At 69.2% G+C, this 18,048-nt stretch carries 23 protein-coding genes and 1 pseudogene; 9 read left to right on the top strand and 15 right to left on the bottom strand.

Annotated features, from left to right (window positions below):
* The first annotated feature begins 205 nt into the window (after positions 1–205).
* Positions 206–880, top strand: coding sequence for a hypothetical protein (locus AB0M70_RS29165; RefSeq protein WP_365824382.1), 675 nt, complete (start codon positions 206–208; stop codon positions 878–880).
* A gap of 133 nt (positions 881–1,013) precedes the next feature.
* Here AB0M70_RS29165 and AB0M70_RS29160 read toward each other — a convergent pair whose 3' ends face one another.
* The gene (locus tag AB0M70_RS29160) at positions 1,014–1,556 is read right to left on the bottom strand and encodes an EF-hand domain-containing protein (protein ID WP_365824380.1); all 543 of its coding nucleotides are present in this window, start codon (positions 1,554–1,556) and stop codon (positions 1,014–1,016) included.
* Between the two features lie 276 nt (positions 1,557–1,832).
* Between AB0M70_RS29160 and AB0M70_RS29155 the strand changes: the two genes are divergently transcribed.
* On the top strand, positions 1,833–2,237 hold the full coding sequence (locus AB0M70_RS29155; protein ID WP_365824378.1) for a hypothetical protein: 405 nt from the start codon (positions 1,833–1,835) through the stop codon (positions 2,235–2,237).
* Between the two features lie 233 nt (positions 2,238–2,470).
* Here AB0M70_RS29155 and AB0M70_RS29150 read toward each other — a convergent pair whose 3' ends face one another.
* The 5 genes from AB0M70_RS29150 to AB0M70_RS29130 all read right to left on the bottom strand — a co-directional run bounded on the left by AB0M70_RS29150 (position 2,471) and on the right by AB0M70_RS29130 (position 5,561).
* Positions 2,471–2,962 (bottom strand): SRPBCC family protein, encoded by a 492-nt coding sequence (locus AB0M70_RS29150; RefSeq protein WP_365824376.1) that lies wholly within the window; start codon positions 2,960–2,962, stop codon positions 2,471–2,473.
* A gap of 215 nt (positions 2,963–3,177) precedes the next feature.
* Positions 3,178–3,351: a metalloregulator ArsR/SmtB family transcription factor gene (locus tag AB0M70_RS29145; protein ID WP_365824374.1), complete on the bottom strand. Its 174-nt coding sequence runs from the start codon at positions 3,349–3,351 to the stop codon at positions 3,178–3,180.
* Between the two features lie 265 nt (positions 3,352–3,616).
* Positions 3,617–4,168: a GNAT family N-acetyltransferase gene (locus AB0M70_RS29140; RefSeq protein ID WP_365824372.1), complete on the bottom strand. Its 552-nt coding sequence runs from the start codon at positions 4,166–4,168 to the stop codon at positions 3,617–3,619.
* A gap of 140 nt (positions 4,169–4,308) precedes the next feature.
* Positions 4,309–4,923, bottom strand: a complete 615-nt coding sequence (locus AB0M70_RS29135; RefSeq protein WP_365824370.1) for a hypothetical protein — start codon at positions 4,921–4,923, stop codon at positions 4,309–4,311.
* Between the two features lie 191 nt (positions 4,924–5,114).
* Positions 5,115–5,561 carry a DUF1772 domain-containing protein gene (locus tag AB0M70_RS29130; RefSeq protein ID WP_365824368.1) on the bottom strand — a complete coding sequence of 149 codons (447 nt, stop codon included), beginning with the start codon at positions 5,559–5,561 and terminating at the stop codon, positions 5,115–5,117.
* 91 nt (positions 5,562–5,652) lie between these two features.
* Here AB0M70_RS29130 and AB0M70_RS29125 point away from each other — a divergent pair, with 91 nt between their 5' ends.
* Entirely contained in the window at positions 5,653–6,231 is a 579-nt protein-coding gene (locus AB0M70_RS29125; protein ID WP_365824366.1) for a TetR/AcrR family transcriptional regulator, read from the top strand.
* Positions 6,232–6,243: 12 nt separating this feature from the next.
* Here the strand turns inward: AB0M70_RS29125 and AB0M70_RS29120 are convergent, their stop codons facing one another.
* The gene (locus tag AB0M70_RS29120) at positions 6,244–6,651 is read right to left on the bottom strand and encodes a VOC family protein (protein ID WP_365824364.1); all 408 of its coding nucleotides are present in this window, start codon (positions 6,649–6,651) and stop codon (positions 6,244–6,246) included.
* 91 nt (positions 6,652–6,742) lie between these two features.
* On the opposite strand from AB0M70_RS29120, the gene AB0M70_RS29115 reads away from it, so the two are divergent.
* Positions 6,743–7,750 carry a WYL domain-containing protein gene (locus AB0M70_RS29115; protein ID WP_365824362.1) on the top strand — a complete coding sequence of 336 codons (1,008 nt, stop codon included), beginning with the start codon at positions 6,743–6,745 and terminating at the stop codon, positions 7,748–7,750.
* A gap of 22 nt (positions 7,751–7,772) precedes the next feature.
* Here AB0M70_RS29115 and AB0M70_RS29110 read toward each other — a convergent pair whose 3' ends face one another.
* Positions 7,773–8,612: an NAD(P)H-binding protein gene (locus AB0M70_RS29110; RefSeq protein WP_365824360.1), complete on the bottom strand. Its 840-nt coding sequence runs from the start codon at positions 8,610–8,612 to the stop codon at positions 7,773–7,775.
* 118 nt (positions 8,613–8,730) lie between these two features.
* On the opposite strand from AB0M70_RS29110, the gene AB0M70_RS29105 reads away from it, so the two are divergent.
* Both AB0M70_RS29105 and AB0M70_RS29100 read left to right on the top strand, forming a co-directional pair.
* The gene (locus AB0M70_RS29105) at positions 8,731–9,102 is read left to right on the top strand and encodes a helix-turn-helix domain-containing protein (RefSeq protein WP_365824358.1); all 372 of its coding nucleotides are present in this window, start codon (positions 8,731–8,733) and stop codon (positions 9,100–9,102) included.
* A 207-nt stretch (positions 9,103–9,309) separates the two neighbouring features.
* Entirely contained in the window at positions 9,310–9,753 is a 444-nt protein-coding gene (locus tag AB0M70_RS29100; RefSeq protein WP_365824356.1) for a hypothetical protein, read from the top strand.
* 138 nt (positions 9,754–9,891) lie between these two features.
* Here the strand turns inward: AB0M70_RS29100 and AB0M70_RS29095 are convergent, their stop codons facing one another.
* From AB0M70_RS29095 to AB0M70_RS29080, 4 genes are all read right to left on the bottom strand, one after another.
* Positions 9,892–10,206: a hypothetical protein gene (locus tag AB0M70_RS29095; protein ID WP_365824804.1), complete on the bottom strand. Its 315-nt coding sequence runs from the start codon at positions 10,204–10,206 to the stop codon at positions 9,892–9,894.
* 118 nt (positions 10,207–10,324) lie between these two features.
* Positions 10,325–11,071: an SDR family oxidoreductase gene (locus AB0M70_RS29090; RefSeq protein ID WP_365824354.1), complete on the bottom strand. Its 747-nt coding sequence runs from the start codon at positions 11,069–11,071 to the stop codon at positions 10,325–10,327.
* Positions 11,068–12,060, bottom strand: a complete 993-nt coding sequence (locus AB0M70_RS29085) for an alpha/beta fold hydrolase (RefSeq protein ID WP_365824352.1) — start codon at positions 12,058–12,060, stop codon at positions 11,068–11,070. The genes AB0M70_RS29090 and AB0M70_RS29085 overlap by 4 nt, the downstream gene beginning before the upstream one ends.
* Entirely contained in the window at positions 12,057–12,977 is a 921-nt protein-coding gene (locus AB0M70_RS29080; RefSeq protein WP_365824350.1) for a zinc-binding dehydrogenase, read from the bottom strand. Before AB0M70_RS29080 ends, AB0M70_RS29085 begins: the two co-directional genes overlap by 4 nt.
* An 89-nt stretch (positions 12,978–13,066) precedes the next feature.
* Here AB0M70_RS29080 and AB0M70_RS29075 point away from each other — a divergent pair.
* Both AB0M70_RS29075 and AB0M70_RS29070 read left to right on the top strand, forming a co-directional pair.
* A pseudogene (locus AB0M70_RS29075) lies at positions 13,067–14,008 on the top strand (LysR family transcriptional regulator).
* A gap of 102 nt (positions 14,009–14,110) precedes the next feature.
* The gene (locus tag AB0M70_RS29070) at positions 14,111–14,689 is read left to right on the top strand and encodes a hypothetical protein (protein WP_365824348.1); all 579 of its coding nucleotides are present in this window, start codon (positions 14,111–14,113) and stop codon (positions 14,687–14,689) included.
* A 65-nt stretch (positions 14,690–14,754) separates the two neighbouring features.
* Here AB0M70_RS29070 and AB0M70_RS29065 read toward each other — a convergent pair whose 3' ends face one another.
* Positions 14,755–15,888 (bottom strand): serine hydrolase domain-containing protein, encoded by a 1,134-nt coding sequence (locus AB0M70_RS29065; protein ID WP_365824346.1) that lies wholly within the window; start codon positions 15,886–15,888, stop codon positions 14,755–14,757.
* A 212-nt stretch (positions 15,889–16,100) separates the two neighbouring features.
* Between AB0M70_RS29065 and AB0M70_RS29060 the strand changes: the two genes are divergently transcribed.
* Entirely contained in the window at positions 16,101–16,535 is a 435-nt protein-coding gene (locus tag AB0M70_RS29060; protein WP_365824344.1) for a hypothetical protein, read from the top strand.
* 82 nt (positions 16,536–16,617) lie between these two features.
* Here AB0M70_RS29060 and AB0M70_RS29055 read toward each other — a convergent pair whose 3' ends face one another.
* Positions 16,618–17,571, bottom strand: a complete 954-nt coding sequence (locus AB0M70_RS29055; RefSeq protein ID WP_365824342.1) for a hypothetical protein — start codon at positions 17,569–17,571, stop codon at positions 16,618–16,620.
* Between the two features lie 10 nt (positions 17,572–17,581).
* A complete protein-coding gene (locus tag AB0M70_RS29050) occupies positions 17,582–17,977 on the bottom strand; it encodes a hypothetical protein (protein WP_365824340.1) in 396 nt (131 codons plus the stop codon).
* Between the last annotated feature and the right edge of the window lie 71 nt (positions 17,978–18,048).

Raw genomic sequence — 18,048 nt, 5'->3', positions numbered from 1 at the left:
CACCGGGCCCACTGACGTCTCTGCCTCCCCCGGCGCCACTCACAGAGCCCTCGAACTGCGCGCCGGCAGGCACACGCGCGAAGGGTTACGGCGCACAGGGCAGCAAGGCGTGCTCCGATACGCCGGATGTGCTCGCTGGCCCCGATCGGGCTCCGCCAGAAAGGTGGGAGCAGGAGCTCAACGCCGCCCCCTGTGAAGGAGAGCCGTGATCCACATCAGCGAGACCCTCGTCCTGCAGACTGTCGAAGACTTCCTGACCTCGGAGGAGTTATCTCAACTCCGCAAGATCATGGACGACGAGCAGCACGCCACCGGCTGGACCCCCCACTTCCAGGCGGAAGTCGTCCCCGCCCCCTCACCCGCCCAGGAGCTGCTCAAGCACGCCACCGAACGCGCCCTGCCCGCCATCCGGCGGGCCATGCCGTCCATCGGCACCTGTGCCGAGTGGGGTTACACCGAACTGACCCACGACGGCCGCGTGCCCACGCACATCGACGGCATCCCTGACGTCAGCGCTGTCCCCTGCCGGCTCGGCCGCATCGGCGTCGTCCTCGAAGCAGCGGAGACAGGTGGGGACTTCTACGTCGAGACCACCTCCCACGACGGCATTTGGAGCGGAGCGGTAGCCGGCGAGGCAGACGGCTTTCAGCCCGGCAGTGCTCTCACCCACAGCCTGCCGCACTCACCGGGTCCGGACGTCCACCGGCACGAGGGCGAACCCGCGTGGCTGCGCAACGCACCGCGAACGCGCTGGATCACCGAGGCCGGGCCGGGCGTGGCCGTGGCCTACGGCGCTCAGGTCATCCACGGCGTGCTGCCTGTCCATGCGGGCCGCCTGCGTAAATTCGTCACCGACCTACTCAGCTCGACGGAGGCCTGACCCGCAGATCGCGGGGCGAGATCCAGAACGGTGGGTGTGTCACGTCGTGTTCGTGGCTGTGGCCCCACAGGAAGTGGGGGCACAGCGGTGTGACGGGCGCGCGAACGAGAGTCTCAGAAATCGTCTTCTGCCATCACCGCAAACCCATCACCAAGTTGCCGGGCGCAGACGGGTCCGTGGTGGTGTAGAACTCGAGCACCGCCTGCTGCCACTCCTCGACCGTCAGGTTGCCGTCTCCGTTGCGGTCCAGGGCGTCGAAGGCGGCGCTCGCTTCGTCCTCCGACATGCCGACCGCCTGCTGGGCGCGCACGAACTCCTCAAGGCTCACCGTGCCGTCCCCGTCAGTGTCCACCAGCGTGACGTGCGCCTCCACCGACGGCCGAAGCAGATCGGCGATCGTACCGAGTTCGTTGGCGCGCACCAGTGCTTCGACGAACTCGCCCTCGGTCAGGCGCCCCTCCTCAGCGATACCGGCGAGCTTCGCAACGCCCTGCCAGTAAGCAGTGGCACCATCGATCACCGAAGCCCCGCGCGCGGAGTCGGCCTGCTCGCCCAGGCCCGCCAGCAGCATCTCGGCTCGGGCAGCAACATCCTGGCGGTCGACGAATCCGTCACCGTCGGTGTCCTGGGTGTGGAAGCGGTGCGTGTATTTGGCTCGCAGCTCTGAACCGATCACGGTTGATTTACCTCCAAATGCGACGAATGGGATCTGCCCACAGAGTAGGCGAGCCCCGTGAGACACCCCGGGACCCAGCGGCCTGCCGCGCCGTAGACAAGAGCCCATCCGTGATCCGCTCATGACATGACGTCAGCGGCGTTACGCGTCGACGGATTCGCCTCGTTCGAGGGGCGCGGGGTTCGTCCACGGGGGTGGGGCAGATGAGTCTCCATAGGTACGGGCACAGGCTGCGCATGGTGTGGGCTACGGATTGGTGCTGCTGGCCGTGGCGTCGTGCACGGCGGCACCACCACCGGCATCCGCGCCGCCGAACTCGCAACGGGCGCAGACCTCATCCACTGCGTCACACACGCCGCCCACGTCGGCCTCCTCGGCCCCCTGCCGGAGAGCCGACCGCACGAGGGTGTCCTGAAGGCGATGAAGGGCGCGCCGTACCGGGAGAAGCCCGGCGACCAGCCCAGCTCGTTCCTTTTCCTTGCCATCGTCGAGGGCGGGCACGGCCCCTACGGCTACAAGTGGGCGACGCCCAAGGCGGCAGACCCCGTCCACGACGTCGTCGTGTCCTTCACCTCGGGCCGAAAGCTGGGCCTGATCTCCTACGGGAAGCACGCGCGCCAGATCCCGAAGACCGAGATCTGCGGCGCGGACGGCGCCGTGTGCTTCCCGGCCTACACCTGAACCGCACGGTCCTGTCCCGCCGATTTCAGTGCCTACGTGACAACTCCTGAGCAGAGAGCTCGCTCCGTACAACGCGGCGCCGATGCGACTTCACAGAACCTCTCCCTCACGAAGCTGGTGTCGCCGAGGGTCCTGGCGCTGCCCGGAAGGGCCGCGGGCGCAGCTTCGGCCGCCGGTGCATCGCGCCGGCGCAGGACGACGCGCTGTTCGACCTCGGAGACGAGAGGACACGCTCAGGCCAGGGACTCGAAGTAGGCCTTCTGCTCGGGGTAGTAGTCCTCGAAGTCAGGCCGTGGCCCGCCCGTGCGGGCGGCGGTGAGCATGTCCAGGTAATACTCCCAGCCCGGGCCGGTCTGACCCAGGTGCTCTGTGGAGGCGAGATGCTGGATCAGCCGTAGTTCGGTGGTACCTCCGTTCTCGGCCAACAGCAGTTCCATCGACCAGGATCCGGCCTCGTCCTCCATCGAGACGGCGAGTCGGCGCGGCGGTTCACAGGCTTCGATGCGCAGGGGGCACCAGGGGGCCGACTCCTCGAACACCATCTGCACCTCGATAGTGGAGCCAACCGCGCCCTGGCCGCGCCAAGGTCCGAACCAGCGGGCCGTGCGCTCCGCCTCGGTGACACTCGCCCAGACGTCGTCGGCGGAGGCGCGGTAGCTGCGGGTGAGGACCAGGTCGTGCCCCGTCGGCGTGGGGATCAGTCGTCCGGTGGGCTCGAGGGTCATGCCGTGTCCTCCTTGGAGTGGCGCGCGGTGGGCTGATCGGTGGCGGGCTCAGCCCGCTGACGGTCCCGTCGGGTGCGGTGGACTTCGGTCTCCAACGCCGCCAGGCGCGGTGCCCAGTCGACACGCGGGGTGTCGAACTGGGCAATCCAGTCGGCGAGGTCGCCCAGCCGGGAACGGACCAGGGTGTAGCGCCGATGGCGGCCGATCTGCTGGTCCTAGACCAGGCCGTTCTCCCGCAGGACGCGCAGGTGACGGCTGATCGCGGGGCGGCTGATGGAGAACCGGGCAGCTATGTCGCCAACTGTCAGCGAGGTGGGGCGCAACATCATCAAGATCTCCCGGCGCACCGGGTCGGCGATGGCGTCGGCCACTTTGCTCAGGTCGTCCACATGCAAAAGCGTAACCGGTAGGTTACGCGTCTAGAAGATAGAAGAGCCAATCCCGGATCGACTGTGCGCACCAAGCGGTGCCGGACGCCGTGGTGACCCATACCGCCTGCCTGCACAGCGACAGCGCCGCGGCCGCTCCCTCGCCCTCGCCCTCGCTGGCTGGATCCTCCAGCTGAATAGCAACGCCGCTTGGTCGAAGGGGCTCGCTCTCACTCCTCGCCGGCACACACCCCTACCGTTGGCGCCAGTGGGACTTTGGGCTGGCTCAACCGTGCGGTGAGGCCGAGGTCCACGCGCCGAACCATTGCTCGGCGCCCCACTCCTCGAACCGCTCCACCTCGCTGAACCCCAGCTTCGCCGCGAGGCGCATCGAGCGGTCGTTGGCGAGCTGGGTGCAGAGCACCACCGGCTCGCCGGGGAGCGCGTTGGCGAACCAGTCGAGTGCCGCTGCGCATGCCTCCGCGGCGTACCCGCTCCCCCACGCTTCGGGCAGGAACATGTAGCCGAGCTCGGCTTCCCCGCCCTGCGGGCGAATGTGCCCCGGACGCTTGGCGTCGCGCCGGTCGAGAAGCGTGATGGTGCCGATCATCTGTCCCTCGAGAGCGATGACGAAGAGGCCAGGGCGACGCCCGGGCACCTCGGGCACCGAGCGTTCGAGCTCATCACGCGGCCGGGGGCCACCGAGATGGGCGCGTACGTCGGACGAGGCGAACAGCTCGATGAACGACGCACGGTCGCGGGCCTCGGACTCACGCAGCACGAGCCGTTGGGTGGTGATTGGAGCAGGTGGCCAGGCGACGGGTCCGAGCTCAGTCATGGCGGGCAACCTACCGCACCCTTGTGAGGTGATCCCAAGAGGCAAACGCCGGAACGGAGTTCGCCTCTCGCCCGGCGTTCACCACGGTCGGGGCGGCCGGCGCCTACAAGCGGAGCCGCGGTGCTGCGCGGGAGCGATTGTCAGCATTTGAGGCTGATGATGCCCCACCCGCGCCCCGCGGCCTCGGTGACCACCTCGCCCCATTCGGTGACGAGGGCAGCAAACGACCTGAAGTCGCTGACCCGTCCCGTGAGTTCGCCGAGGTGCTGTTCGAAGGGTTCACGCAGGGACGGCAGGCCGGGCTCGACTCGGGCCCAGCAGTGGTGGAGGGCTGTCACGTCCTCGGGGAGGAGCCACAGCATGGTCTGCGGGCACCAGCGGTTCTCCCGCCCCACGACGGCGGGGATGAAGGGAGGGTCGGCGAACTCCCAGTTGTATTCGCCCCAGAAGAGCGGAGCACTGAACTCATCCAGCGCCGTGCGCAGTTCGGGCAGGACGAACGCTCGCATCTTGTCCCAGCGTTCACCGGCCCAGAAGTGCGGCTTGTAGGAGGTGAGGGTATTGCGGAACTCGTAGCGCGCATACCAGGTCCCGTCCTCGGCATCAGGCCAGGTCCATCCCTCCGGCTGGTCGGCCTCCCAGATGTCGTCGTCACTGCCGAACGCAGCGGTCTCCACCAGGTCGGCTCGCGATTCGGCCGGCACCGCGTCTATGTACGCGCAGTCGACGATGAGAAGTTCCATGCACAGGCCCACGCGGCGAGCGTAGACGAGGCTCTGCGGAACCCGGCTGCAGGCATGCCCTCTACCCCTGAGCTGCGCGAACATCGGCGTGCGTGGGTCGAGAATCTGCACATGCGCCATCTTTGGTAGGTCCTCTCACGGTCGGTCGGCGGCATTCGCCAGCGGTGCGAGCAACCAAGCACTGCGCGTCTGATCCCGCGGGCTCAGGCGAGGGCGGTGACGAGCAGGGTGAAGGCGGCGATGATGACGGCGATGCGGATGTAGTGGAAGCGGTCCCAGCGCTTCAGCTGCTGCTTCCAGTCGGCGGGGCGGTTTTCCGGGGTCCACTGCTTGTTCCTGTTGTTGATCGGGACGAGCAGCAGGAGCGACATGATCACGCTCAGGAGCAGCAGCGCCCCGGCGGTGACGACGAGGCCGGCGCCGTGGCTGTCCCCTCCGGCGACGGCCCAGAGCGCGACGAGGATGAGCGAGCCGATGTACCAAAAGGGCATCAGGGCTCCGAGCATCCGGCCCCCATGGGCACGGCCGAGCTGGCCGCTGTCCTCGGGCAGGGCGTCCAGGATCCGGTTGATGACGAAGGCGACGGAGAACTCCACCCCCACCATCAGACCGACGACCACGGTGGTGAAGACCTCGAGTGTGGTGAGCATGGCGGTTCCTCCAGAAATCTAGCGTCGCTAGCTATTGAGGCAACGCTAGTACTACTGCCGCTCGATTGTCTAGCAGTGCTAGGATCGGGTTATGTCGGTACAGGAACGCAAGCAACGAGAACGGGCGGACCGCGAGCGCCTCATCGTGGCGACAGCGCGCGAACTCGCCGAGCAGCAGGGCTGGGACGCGGTCACCACGCGCCGGCTCGCCGAGCGCATCGAGTACAGCCAGCCCGTCCTCTACAGCCACTTCCGCGGCAAACGGGAGATCATCGGCGCCGTCGCCCTCCAGGGCGCCACCGAGATGGCCGCGGCGCTGCGGGCCGCGACCTCCGCCGCCGACGGCCCTCGCGCCCGGGTCCTCGCCCTCACCCGCACCTACCTCGACTTCGCCGAGCGCCAACCGGCGGTGTACGACGCCATGTTCCAGCTCGACGGCGGCCTGGCATTCGCACAGGAAGACACCCCCGAACCCCTGAAAGACGCCTTCGCCGCCCTGATGGAAAGCCTCGGCGAAGTGGCTGGGGACGGCGTCCACCCGGGGGTATTCACCGAGACGTTCTGGGCAGCCCTGCACGGCCTGGCCACCCTGACCCGAGCGGGGCGGCTGCCACCGGAGTACACCGAGCAGAGGGTGGAGCTCCTGGTGAACAGACTCGCCGTGCTCTGACACAGGCGAGTCTCAGCGGCCGAACTTCTCGATGGCCGCCGGTGTGACGGGGGTGAAGAAATTGACCAGGTTGCCGTCGGGATCGCGGAACAGCAGCGAGCGGTTGCCCCAGGGCAGCGTGGTGGGCTTGTTCACGAAGTCCTCCACGAAGCCGGTCAGGTTCTGGTGCACCGCGTCCACGTCGTCGACGAGGAATTCGAGGATGACGCTGTGGTTGTCGGCCGGGCGGGCTGATCCGGGCGCGAACAGCGGGACCGTACGCGTGCTGCCGATGGCGAGGGTGGCCGAGGCGACCCTGAGCTCGGCGAAGTCCTCGTTGGCCCAGTCGGCGGCCACGCCGGTGGCGCGCTCGTAGAAGTCGACGAGGCGGGCGACGTCGCTCGTGATGATGCGGACAGAGACGAAGTTGACGTAGTTCATGGTTCTTCTCCTGGTCGTTCCGTGCTTCTGACCTGAGGCTATGACCAATACCGGGCGAAACCCGCCCGGTATATGGGGCAGACTTGTGCGCATGCCTCGCCCCATCGCCCGCGTACTCACCCTCCTAGAACTCCTGCAGTCGGGCGGCATCAGGACCGCGTCCGAACTCGCCGACCGTCTCGACGTCGACGAACGCACGGTGCGGCACTACGTCAGCCACCTCGTCGACCTCGATGTGCCCGTCGAAGCGGTCCGTGGCCGCTACGGCGGCTACCGGCTCTCCCCCGGTCACCGCCTGCCTCCGCTGATGCTCGGCGACGACGAGGCCCTGGCCGTACTGCTCGGCCTGGTCGCGGGACGGCGCGCCGGCCTGACGGCCGCCACCGGGACGGCGGGTGAGACGGCGACGGCCAAGATCCGCCGCGTGCTGCCCGAGCGCCTGCGGCTGCGACTCGACGCCGTGCTCGCCTCCCTTGCCTTCACCACGACGCCCGGCGAGACCGTCGCACCGGACTCGGGGGTCCTGCTGCCGGTCGCCGACGCGGTGAACCACCACCGGCCGATCTCCCTCAAGTACACCGACACGCACGGCCGTTCCAGCGAACGCACACTGCACCCCTACGGGCTCGTCGCCCACGCCGGCAAGTGGTACGTGACGGGGGCGGACCTCTCGGCCGACGGCCAGGACCGCACCTTGCGGCTGGACCGCGTCACCGACGTGCGGACCCTGCCCGGCTCGTTCGAGCCGCCCGCCGGACTCGACCCGGCCGAGCGCGTCCTGACAAGCCTCGCCACCGCTCCGTACCGGCATGCGGTGACCCTGCGCGTCCAGGGCACCGCCGAGCACATTCACACCCGGCTTCCGCCGAGTGTCGCGCTCGTGGAGGAGCTGCCGGCCCAAGAGACCACGGACCGCACGGATTCGCCGGATGAGCCGTGGTCCCGCGTGGAGATGCGCGTGGACCGGCTCGACTGGCTGCCGGCCGTACTGGCCTCGCTGGACCGGTGCTTCGTCATCGAGCGGCCCAATGAGCTCCGCGACCTCGTCGAAGCCTTCGCCGCACGGCTCGTGCACTCCGCGCGGGCCGAGCGTTCCTAGCGACCCGACTCATCGAGGCGTCTCAGCGAAAAGCGGCGACGTTACGGGCGACCCAGGCGTCGAAGGAACGCGGGGCACGGCCGAGTACACGTTCCACGTCCGGGCTGATGCGAAGTTCGGCCGCGTTCGGGGCGGAGATGATGTCCAGGGTGTCGTCGGCGAGTTCGGCGGGCACGAACCGCGTCATCGCCTTCTTGGCTTCGTCGCGAGTGAGTTCGTCGAACCGCACGGGCGAACCGAGCGCGACGGCGATCGCCTCCGCCTGCTGACGTGGTGTGATCACCTCCGGCCCGGTCAGCTCGTACACCCCACCGGTGTGCCGCTCCTCCAGCAGGCAGGCCGCCGCGACCTCGGCGATGTCCGCCGGGTCGATGACCGGCACCCCAACGTCGCCGAACGGTGCGGCGACCGTTCCTTGCGTACGGACGGACTCCGCCCAGGCCAGGGCGTTGGAGGCGAAGCCGCCCGGGCGCAGGACGGACCAGTCCAGGCCGGAGGCCCCCAACGCGTCCTCCAGCGCGCGCATTGCCACCCGCGTCGCACCAAGGGGTCTGGTCGCCACGCCCTGCGAGGACAGCAGAACGACCCGGCCGACCCCGCAGGACGCGGCCAGCTCGATGATGTCAGCGGGCCTGGCTTCGGGGGCGTGCAGATCGCCCGACAACAGGAGAAACAGCGCCTTCGCCCCCTCCAGCACCGGCTTGAGGCTGGCCGGTTCGGCCAGGTCGGCCGTCGCGTGCCGCACCCCGTCCGGCACAACCGCCGCGCGCCGCGACACCGCCGTCACCTGCTCGCCCGCTGCGGCCAGAGCCTGCGTCAGAGGCCGGCCCACGTTCCCGGTAGCCCCGGTCACCACGATCATGTTCAGCTCCTAGTTCGTTGTGCGCTGCGGCCGTGCACGCTGGTGGTGCACGGCCGGAGTTGACGCTAGGAGCCGGGCTTACTTTCCGTAAGAACATACCCAGAGGTAAGCTCCGGACATGAAGGAAGGCGCGCAGCTGACACCGGCCGAAGCGGGCCCCCGGTATGAGGTGTTTCACACCGACTGCGCGGCGCGCGACATGGTCGACCACGTCACCAGCAGGTGGGGCATCTGGGTGCTGATCGCTCTGCGGAGCAACGACCTTCGGTTCTACGAGCTGCGTGACAGCATCCAGGGCATCAGCGAGAAGATGCTCGCTCAGACCCTGCGCGCGCTGGTCAAGGACGGTCTGATCTGGCGGGCGGTGCAGCCGACGACGCCACCCCAAGTCACCTACGGGCTGAGCGAGTTCGGGACGTACGTCAGTGAACCACTGACGGACTTGTTCGACCGGATCACCGAGCGGCTGCCCCCGCCTAATCCGACGTAGCGCAATCACCCATCACTGCCCGATCGTTGGTGTCAGCTGCCTTGGCTTGAGCCGGATGATGGCAGCCGATGACGCCAAGTTCGTGCTGGACCTGGTGCGGCGAGCCGATGCGAGGCAGCGCAGTTCGCCGCTTCGCCTCCTCACCCATCTGTGCGCGCGACGTCCCCCGGTGCAAAACAGCTGGTCATCAGAGGGCATCATGCGCGGATGAGTAAGTTGAGATGCGGCCTGCCGCTGGTGATGGCAGCCATCCTCGTCGTTCCCTCGTGCGGCTATGGCGAGAAGACGGCGAAGGTCAGCGTGGCTGACGTCGTCGGCGAATGGGCCGAGCCCGGCGGAGCGAGTTTCGCCCTGTCCGACGACCGGACTTTCAAAGCGTCCGGCCTCAAGGCAGATTTTTTCGCCGACAGCCAATGCCCGCCGGGCAAAGTGTCGGGCAGCTGGGGCTTCTGGGTCGACAAGAGCGACGCGCTGTCGGTGGTCTCGGAGAAAGCGGCATCGGGATCCTGGATCGGGCTGTCGTTCAACGGTGTGGCCCAGGGAGATTGCAACATCGACCTCGCCGCGGTCGACGGCGGTAGAAGACTCTGCGCCTCCATCGACCCGGACAACCCGTGCGACTTCGACGCCAAGTTCTCCCGCGAACCGTGACGCCGAGCGCACCGGGGAAGCAAGCAGTCCAGTTATCGCGGCAGGGTCAGTGACGGGTGGCTTGCGGGCAAGCCATCACCGTGGTCAGCCGGGTTGAGCGCAGAGACACGCCGCCAGCTCCTCAGGGCGTGCACACCTTCAGGTCGCCCGGTTCTCGGCTGGGCATCCCCCGTAGACGTACGGATCGATGTCGTTGCCCTTCCTGTCACTGAGGTGAAAGCAGTGACCGTTGGCCCACACCGTGACCGAATCGCTCCGATGCTCCACCTCGAACGGCTCGTCCCCCAGCCGCGTCCCAGGCCACGAGTCGTCCCCCGAAGAGGAATGAGTGACAACGACGCACCTGTCCTCCGGCAAGATCCGGTGAACATCACCCCACGGCTCCAGCACCAGATCCAGTGGCACCTCGCCATCGTTGCCGACCACCAGCCGCGCCGTTCTCCCCGCGAACATTTCCCTCACCCCTCCTTGGCCGTTCGGGCAGCCGCGCGCACCTGCTTCCGCGGTGCCCAGGCGGCACGATCCTCACACGCAGGATCACGCGAACCAAGCGTCTACGTTCGGTCGAGCGTCAGGCGGGTACCGCGCCGACCAGGCCGCCGTCGATGACGAGGTCCTGGCCGTTGATGTAGGACGCGTCCGAAGAGGCGAGGAACGCCACGGCCGCGGCGACCTCGTCCGGACGTCCGAAGCGGCCGGCGACGATCTGGCCGGTGACCGCTTTTGCCTCCGCTTCGGTCAGGGCGTCGGCGGGGTACATCGGGGTGTCGATATAGCCGGGGCTGACGGAGTTGACGCGGATGCCGCGCGGGGCGAGTGCGGCAGCCAGGGTTCGGGCCAGGTTGTGCACGGCGGCTTTGGATGCCGAGTAAAGGGTCAGGATGCTGTTGCCTCGGTGGAGCGTCCACGAGGCGTTGATGACGATGGAGCCTCCGTCCGCCAGCAGCGGCAGGGCCTTTTGCACGGTGAAGAACACACCCTTGACGTTGACGTCGATGCCGTGGTCGAAGTCCGCTTCGGTGATGTTCTCGAAGGGCAGGAACGTGCCGGTGCCCGCGTTGGCGAAGAGGCCGTCCAGCTGGCCGTGGCGCTCCCGGACGGTCGCCATCAGCGCGTCGACCGCGCCGAGGTCGCTGACATCGGTGACGATTCCCGAGGCGCCGGGGCCGAGTTCCTGGACGGCGGCGTCCACGCGGGCGCGGGTGCGGCCGGTGACGATGGTGTGGGCGCCTTCGGCGATGAGGCGGTGTGCGGTAGCCAGGCCCATGCCGCTGGTGCCGCCGGTGATGAGGACGGTCTTGTCGGTGAAGCGGTTCATGCCGGTGTTCCCGTCAGCGTGTGCGTGAGGTGGTCACTGAGGTGGGGCAGCCAGTCGGGCCGCGCGTTGCCAAGGAGATGGTCGCCGTGCGGGACGGACAGGTAGGTGCCGTGCGGCGCCAGTCGGGCCAGAAGCTCCCCTTTCGCCACCCCGGGGATGACGTCCTGGCCTCCGTCCACGACCAGCAGTGGAGCTGTGATGCGGGGCGCCAGGGCGGCAAGGTCCACGTGGCCTACGAACCGGCGGGCGGCGTCGACTCCTCCGGTGCGCCGGGCCACGATGTCCCGTACCGGCGGGGGCAGTTGCTCCCAGTCGAGGCGGCAGGGACCGCTGACGGTGGCGACAGCCGCCACGCGCGACTCCAGCGCCGCGGCCCGGGCCGCGAAGTATCCGCCCAGACTCAGGCCGACGAGCCCGATGCGTGCGACACCGAGGGCGTCGATGACCCGGCCCACGACCCGCTCGTAGTCCGGTACGAACGTCGAGGTGGCGGCGAGCACGCCCTGTCCGGGGCCGTCCATCGCGAACACCGCGAGCCCCCTGGCCAACAGCGCGGACACCAGGTCGAGGAATTCCACCTTGGCCGAGTCCAGGCCGGGAACGACGACCACGGTCCCCGGCGCGTCGACAGGACCGCGCAGCCATCCGTCGAATCCCTCGCCGCTCACCCGCCGCGCACCGGGATCCAGCACGCTGAGCGCCCGGCCCAAGGCGTGATCAGCCTCCACGGCGGCCCGTGGTGCTTCCGCGTACGGCGCCAGGGTGGCCAGGTGGAACCACCGGGCCGCCATCAGCCAGAACTCACCCGCCGAGTGAGGTGATCTCGCGTCCTCCGCTCGTTGCAGGTAGCTGTTCGCGGTCCGCACGAAGGAGGGCCCCCAGTCGCCGAGGGAGGTGAGGCCCTCGGTGACGCGCCGGTACTCGTGCGGGTCCACGCCCGCACCGGTGGCGCGTGTCCACTGGGCGGCGGCGAAGTCGGCGGCGTTCATCGTGTTCCTCCGGTCAGCAGGACGGCCTTGCCGCGTATCCGGCGCTCTCGCAGGTCGACCAGGGTGTCGGCGGTCTGCGTCCAGTCGGCGATGCGGCCGATCTCCGGGTGCAGTCGGCCGTGTTCCACGAGGCGTACCAGTGCCGCGAGATCGGAGCCGTAGGGGGCGTCGGCGTAGTGGAAATGCTGGATCGTGACGCCCTCGGGCCCGCCAAGGAGCTCGAAGAAGTCGAGGGTCACCGGGGTGCGGCCGGCCTGGCCGAACCAGACGAGCGTGCCGCCCGGTCGTACCTTGGTCAGGGCCAGGGGCAGTGCGGGCCCGCCGGTGGACTCCAGCACGACGTCGAACGGCCCGTGGGCTGCCGCGACTTCGTGTACCACCTTCGCGCCCAGCTCCACGAGCCGCTCGCCCCGCGCGGGCGTGGCCGTCACCGCGGTCAGCTCGGCTCCCGCGCCGACGGCCAGCTCGGTGACGAAGTGGCCGACGCCCCCTGAGGCGCCGGTCAGCAGCACCCGTCGGCCCGCCAGGGCGCCGACCGTACGCAGCAGCCGCAGGGCGGTGATCCCGGCCAGGGGCAGGGCCGCCGCCCGCGCGCTGTCGATGCTGTCCGGGAGGACCGCGAGCGAGTGCGTGGGCACGGCGACGTACTCGGCCCAGCCGCCCTGCGCCGGATGCCCGACCACACGGGCGCCGACGCCGGGACCGGAGCCGTCCGCTGCCGCCTGCACGACGAGCCCTGCGATGTCCTTGCCGGGCAGCGCCCCCGGCCGGGGTTCTTCGAGAAGGAAGGTCTCGCCCCGGTTCAGGGCGAACGCCTCGACCTTGACCAGCGCCTCCTCGGGGCCCGGCACGGGCTGGGGGCCCTCAGCGAAGGCGACCGGGCGCGCCGCTTCCCCGGTGGGAATCAGTCTTTGCATGCAGAGGATGCAACCCTGGAGGCCGCCCCGCGATCCAACAACGAACAAGCAACACTGACAACTTCTGGTTGTCGCCTATGGTGGGAGCCATGGATCTCGACGTGGCGCAGGTACGTGCCTTCGTGCGCACCGCCGAGGAACTGCACTTCGGGCGGGCGGCCAGGACGCTCGCCATCTCCCAGCAGGCGCTGTCCAAGAGAATCGCGCGGCTGGAGTCTTTGCTCGGCACCGAGCTGTTCCAGCGCGGCGGCAACGGCGTACGTCTCACCACGGCCGGCCAGCGATTCCTCCCACCAGCCCGACAGACCCTCGCCGCCGCCGATGCCGCCGTCGCCGCGGCCGTCGGCACAGACCGTCCATTGCGCGTAGACGTCTGGGGGCACCTCTACGCGCCGACGCGCACACTGGCCCAAGTGACCGGACAGGCGGGATAGTTGACGTTGGGGCACGGCCGCGATCTGCCGGCGGTCACGACAGCACTGCTGCACGGCGACATCGACGCGGCCTTCGGCCGTGTCCACCCCCCGCTGCCCGCAGGACTGGCACACCGCCTGGTCCGCCTCGAACCGGTGGACGCCGTACTGAGCGCCGACAACCCGCTCGCAGCCGAACCGGCGCTGCGGCCCGACCAGTTGCGCGGCAGCGTGCTGTGGGCACCCGCCGCCTTGGACCGGCTCGACTTCCTCCACCGGTTCGCCGACCGATTCGACATCCACGACACGGCCACGACCGTCAACCTCGGGCTCACCCACTTCCTCACCGAGATAGCAAAAGAACCGCGACGCTTCTCACTGCTGCCCGCCGACGTGCCGCTGCCGGAGATCCCCGGACTGCGCACCGTCCCCCTGATCGAGCCCGCGCCGTTGTACGCCTGGTCACTGCTGTGGCGGACCGGCAACGGGCACCCGGGGCTGAACAGCCTCATCGCCGCCTGCGCGGCAGAAGCCGGGCGAAGCCGATGGCTGGAGTACCACCCGGCTCGTGACTGGCTGCCCGAACCACCCACGAACCACCCCCTGATGCCGGGATAAGCAGCATCAGCGAGGGCCTGCGACGCCAGAAGGCGCCCCCCCCGGCGACCGGGCCGGCTATGTCGCCGCCGACAGCAACCGCACGCGAAAGGCACCGTACGCGTGACCTACCAGGATGATCTCCGCACGCGTGCCATGCGAGCGCTCAACTCGATCACGGCCGCCGAGGCGACCGACATCTACGCGCTCTCGTTCCTTGTCGACAACGAGGACGACGACCCACGACAGCCCGTCCTGACCATCGGATACAACACCGAAAAGCAGTTCCGGCGCAGCATCGCGGATGCCTCCGACGAAGCGGAAGCGCGCTGGAACTACGCCTTCTGGCTCCAGAACGAGCTGACGGTGATCGGTGACCGCGCCCGGGACCCCGGCGGAGCGGCAGCACGCCACCGGTGGATCAGCGAACTCGGACTCTGGTACGACGAGCCTGCTGACTCCGCGGACTGGACGGCGACCGTCGGACCGCTCGCCGCGCAGATCGAGGCGCACTTCCACCAGACGTGCGTCCAGCTCGCTCAGCACCTCCACGACAGCGGTGTCCTTGAGGGCGCTATCGGAAGGCACAAACCGGTGATCGTCCACGAGCTGGAGTACCACGAGGCCATCGCCCGCCGCACCGAAGCCGCCAACCCGCCCGGACTCGCCGACGGCTTCACGACATGGGTTCGCGCGGGTTGAGACAGGCGGCCGCGCAGGCGCGGTGCGGGCCGGTGCCCACAAGCCCGCACCGACGGCCCGTGGCGTCAGGCGCGGTGTCGAAGCCGCTCAGCAATGCCATGGGTCAGCTTCATCTGGACGTCCTCAAGGTTCCATTTCCCTTGCTGGTAGGCCTGGTTGCTCACCCAGAACACCATGATTTCGCCGCGGCGGAACTTGGCGACGGTCGCCAGCGACCAGTCGTTGCCCCCGTCGTGCCAGGCGACCCGGCCGTCATCGGAATCAACGACGACCCAGCCGTAGCCGTAGGCCCCGTCCAGCTCCGGCACCCGTACCTGCGGCGCGAACAGCTTCCGCTTCGCGGTCGCGGACAGGGCGCTGTCGCCGGTAAGAGCGCGATGCCAGCGGAACATGTCCCGGGCCGTGGAGAGCATTCCGCCGTTGCCGCGCAGATTCCAGGACGGGCCGTCGGGCGCCCACGGATGGTCCATCGGCCGCCCCTGCGCGCGCCCGTGCCGGTCATACTCGACGGCGACCTGCTCGCGTTTGAACGCGGGCAGCACATAGCCGGTACGGGTCATCCCGGCGGGCCTGAACAGGCTCTTGGCCAAGTAGCGTTCGTAGCTGAGGCCCGAGACCTTCTCGACGATCGCGGCGAGCACGCTGTAGCCGACATTCGAGTAGCGGAACTCCTTGCCGGGAGCCGACCGCAGCGGGGCCTTCAGCGCCCCATCCAGCAACTCCGCGCGCGACAGCGGGTCGTAGTCGTCGCCGAGTGAGTCGGGCAGGCCCGCCGTGTGCGTGAGGAGCTGGTGGAGGGTGATGGTGCGCTTGTCCTCGGGCACGGAGCCGAGATGCGCACCGATCCGGTCGCTCACCCGGAGCTTGCCGCTCATCTCCAGCTTCAGGATCGCGGCAGCGGTGAACTGTTTCGTGATGGACATGACGTCGTACACGGTGTCGCAGGTCGCGGGAGTCTTCGCCGCACGGTCGGCGAGGCCGCGGCCCGCGCAGTGCTGGAGTTCGCCCCCTCTGGCGGCGGCCACGGTGATGCCCGGCCCCTGCGGGAGTACGCGGTCGAGGTAGCGGTCGATGTCCGGATCCGCCGGGTCACGGCTCGTCGAGGTCTCCCCCGCCTTCCTGCCACCGGAGCCTGTTCCGGCCGCGGTATGCGCATCCGAGCACCCGACGAGTGCGAGTACGAGTACGAGTAACAGCACGAGGGAACCGAGGCGGCCCACGTATGCCTCCAAGACAACGACGACAGGTGTGAGCCCAAGGCTGATCGCCGCGTGCGAGCTCGTTCAACCGATGAGCCGTTCGAGCTTGTGCGAGTCTGCCTCTACGCAGGTCAGCGACGCACACCGGAACCGAAGGGACCCGCATGACGCCACCGCCCAGGCCACCCCGCCCCGCCGAAATTCCCGCGTTCATGGCTGAGTTGCGTCGCCTCAAGGCCTGGTCGGGCCTCAGCTACCGGGGGTTGGAGCGCGCGGCTGCCGCGGCCGGTGAGGTGCTGCCGTATTCGACGGCCGCGACCATGCTGCGCCGAGAGAGCCTGCCCCGTGAGACCGTCCTGGTCGCCTTCGTCATCGCGTGCGGCCTCGACGCCGACGACACCCGGCGGTGGGCAGCCGCCCGCCGGGACCTCGCGATGGGCGCACCGCCGTCTGCCAAACCCGCCACACCTGCCGTGCCCGCTGCCCCGGCTGCATCGCCGTCCGTGCGGCGACGTCGGCCGCGCTTGCGGCTGGCGGTCGTCGGCGTGGCGACGGCCGTTACCGTCCTCGTCGGCGCGGGCGCGGCGGGCATCGGCACCACGACCGTGCAGGACGAGCGCGTGGAAGTGAGTACTCAGCAGCCCTAAGAATTCCACTTCCGATTCGCGCATTGACTGCGCCGGACCGGAGTTACGCGAGGACTTTCCCGAACCAGTTGCCGGGGTGACGTCAATCTGCCTTCCTGAACAGTTCTGACATCCGGTCTCCCGTCTCGTGGCCGAGCAGCCCCACCGAGTCCGTCCCGACGAGACCGACCCGCCCGGCCAGTTCTCGCCCATGGACGTCCACGGCGGCCTCGATGAGCCCGGCGAGCGCCTCCAGTGCGCTGTGGGCACGGGAGCGGGCCACCGCTGCGCAGCCGACGGCGACCAGCCCGGCCGGCCACCACCAGCAGGCGAGCAGGGCGTAGCCCACGGCCCAGGCGGCGAGGCGGGCGGCGGCGCTGAAGGAGTCGTGGGCCGACTGGATGTGGCGTACGGCGGGTTCGGGCAGGATCAGCCACAGGCGCGGCCAGAGGGCGGCAAGGTCCACGCCGTAAGCAGCCTCTACGCGGTCTGCCGTCGCCTGCATGCGATCGCCGTACCAGGTGGGGCGGGTGGGTTCGCGCAGTGCCACGCGGTTGCGGGCCTCGGTGAGAGCCTGGATCTGCGCAAGGGACCGGCCCGAAATCGCCACAGCGCCCGCCTCACCGTCTTCGGCGATGTCATCGGCATCTGCACAGGCATTGGTGCGTGCGATGGGATAGGCCGCATCAAGCTCCTGCTCCCGGCGCCCCCACCTGCGTCTACGCCAGTCAACGAGGGCGTGCGACAACGCATCGCGGGCGAAGCGCAGCCAGTACTGCTCGATCACGCCGCCGAGGAACTGCGCGGCGAGTGAGGCCGCGGTCGCGGCGAGCAGGACGAGGGCGATGAGGAGTGCGGCAGTCCCGGTGCGCTCGAGGGCGGGGCGGGCGGCGAGGTCGTCCAGGGTGGTGCGCAGCGCGTCGAGGTCGTTCCAGTGGCGGTGGCCCAAGGTGGTGCCGATGGCGGTGGCGGCGAGGAAGAGGGCGCCGGGCAGGACCAGCAGGTTCAGCCAGCGTTCGGTGAGTTTGCCGCCCAGGGTGGCGAGGAGAGGGTTCATGCGGGCGGGGTCACCGTGCGGGGCCCAGTCGGCCCTTGCGCATGCGGGTGTCGTTGACGGCGCAGTGCGGGGCGGGGAGCAGGTCACGGGCCCGCGCGACGCGACTGCACTGGGCCGGTCCAGGGCACAAGGCCACCTTGATGTGGGGCGTGATGCCGGGGGCTGTCCCGCCCCGGGACTCGTTGACCAGGCCGCGTGCGTCTCCACTCTGGCGCAGCAGCCTGTCCAGGGCACGGAGGTGATCGGCGAGTTCATCGGAGTTGGCGCCTGAGCGCAGCAAGTCCCGTGCCTGTTCGGCCGTTTCCCGGATCCCGGGCTGGCGCAGGTCTTCCGGTGAGCCGAGCAGCGCACAGAGCGCCGCTGCCGCCCTGCGGTCGGGTCGCGGGGAGTCGGGAGATGCGGTCATGGTCCAAGTGTGCCGTAAATCAGGCAGAGTTACGGGGGACTTGACGTGCCGTCGCAGGTGACGGCTGGGGG

Origin of the sequence: Streptomyces sp. NPDC051214, from assembly GCF_040682375.1 — a bacterium.
GTDB lineage: Bacteria > Actinomycetota > Actinomycetes > Streptomycetales > Streptomycetaceae > Streptomyces.
Note: the sequence above shows the minus strand (reverse complement) of the source record. Positions and strands in the feature narration are given on the sequence as shown.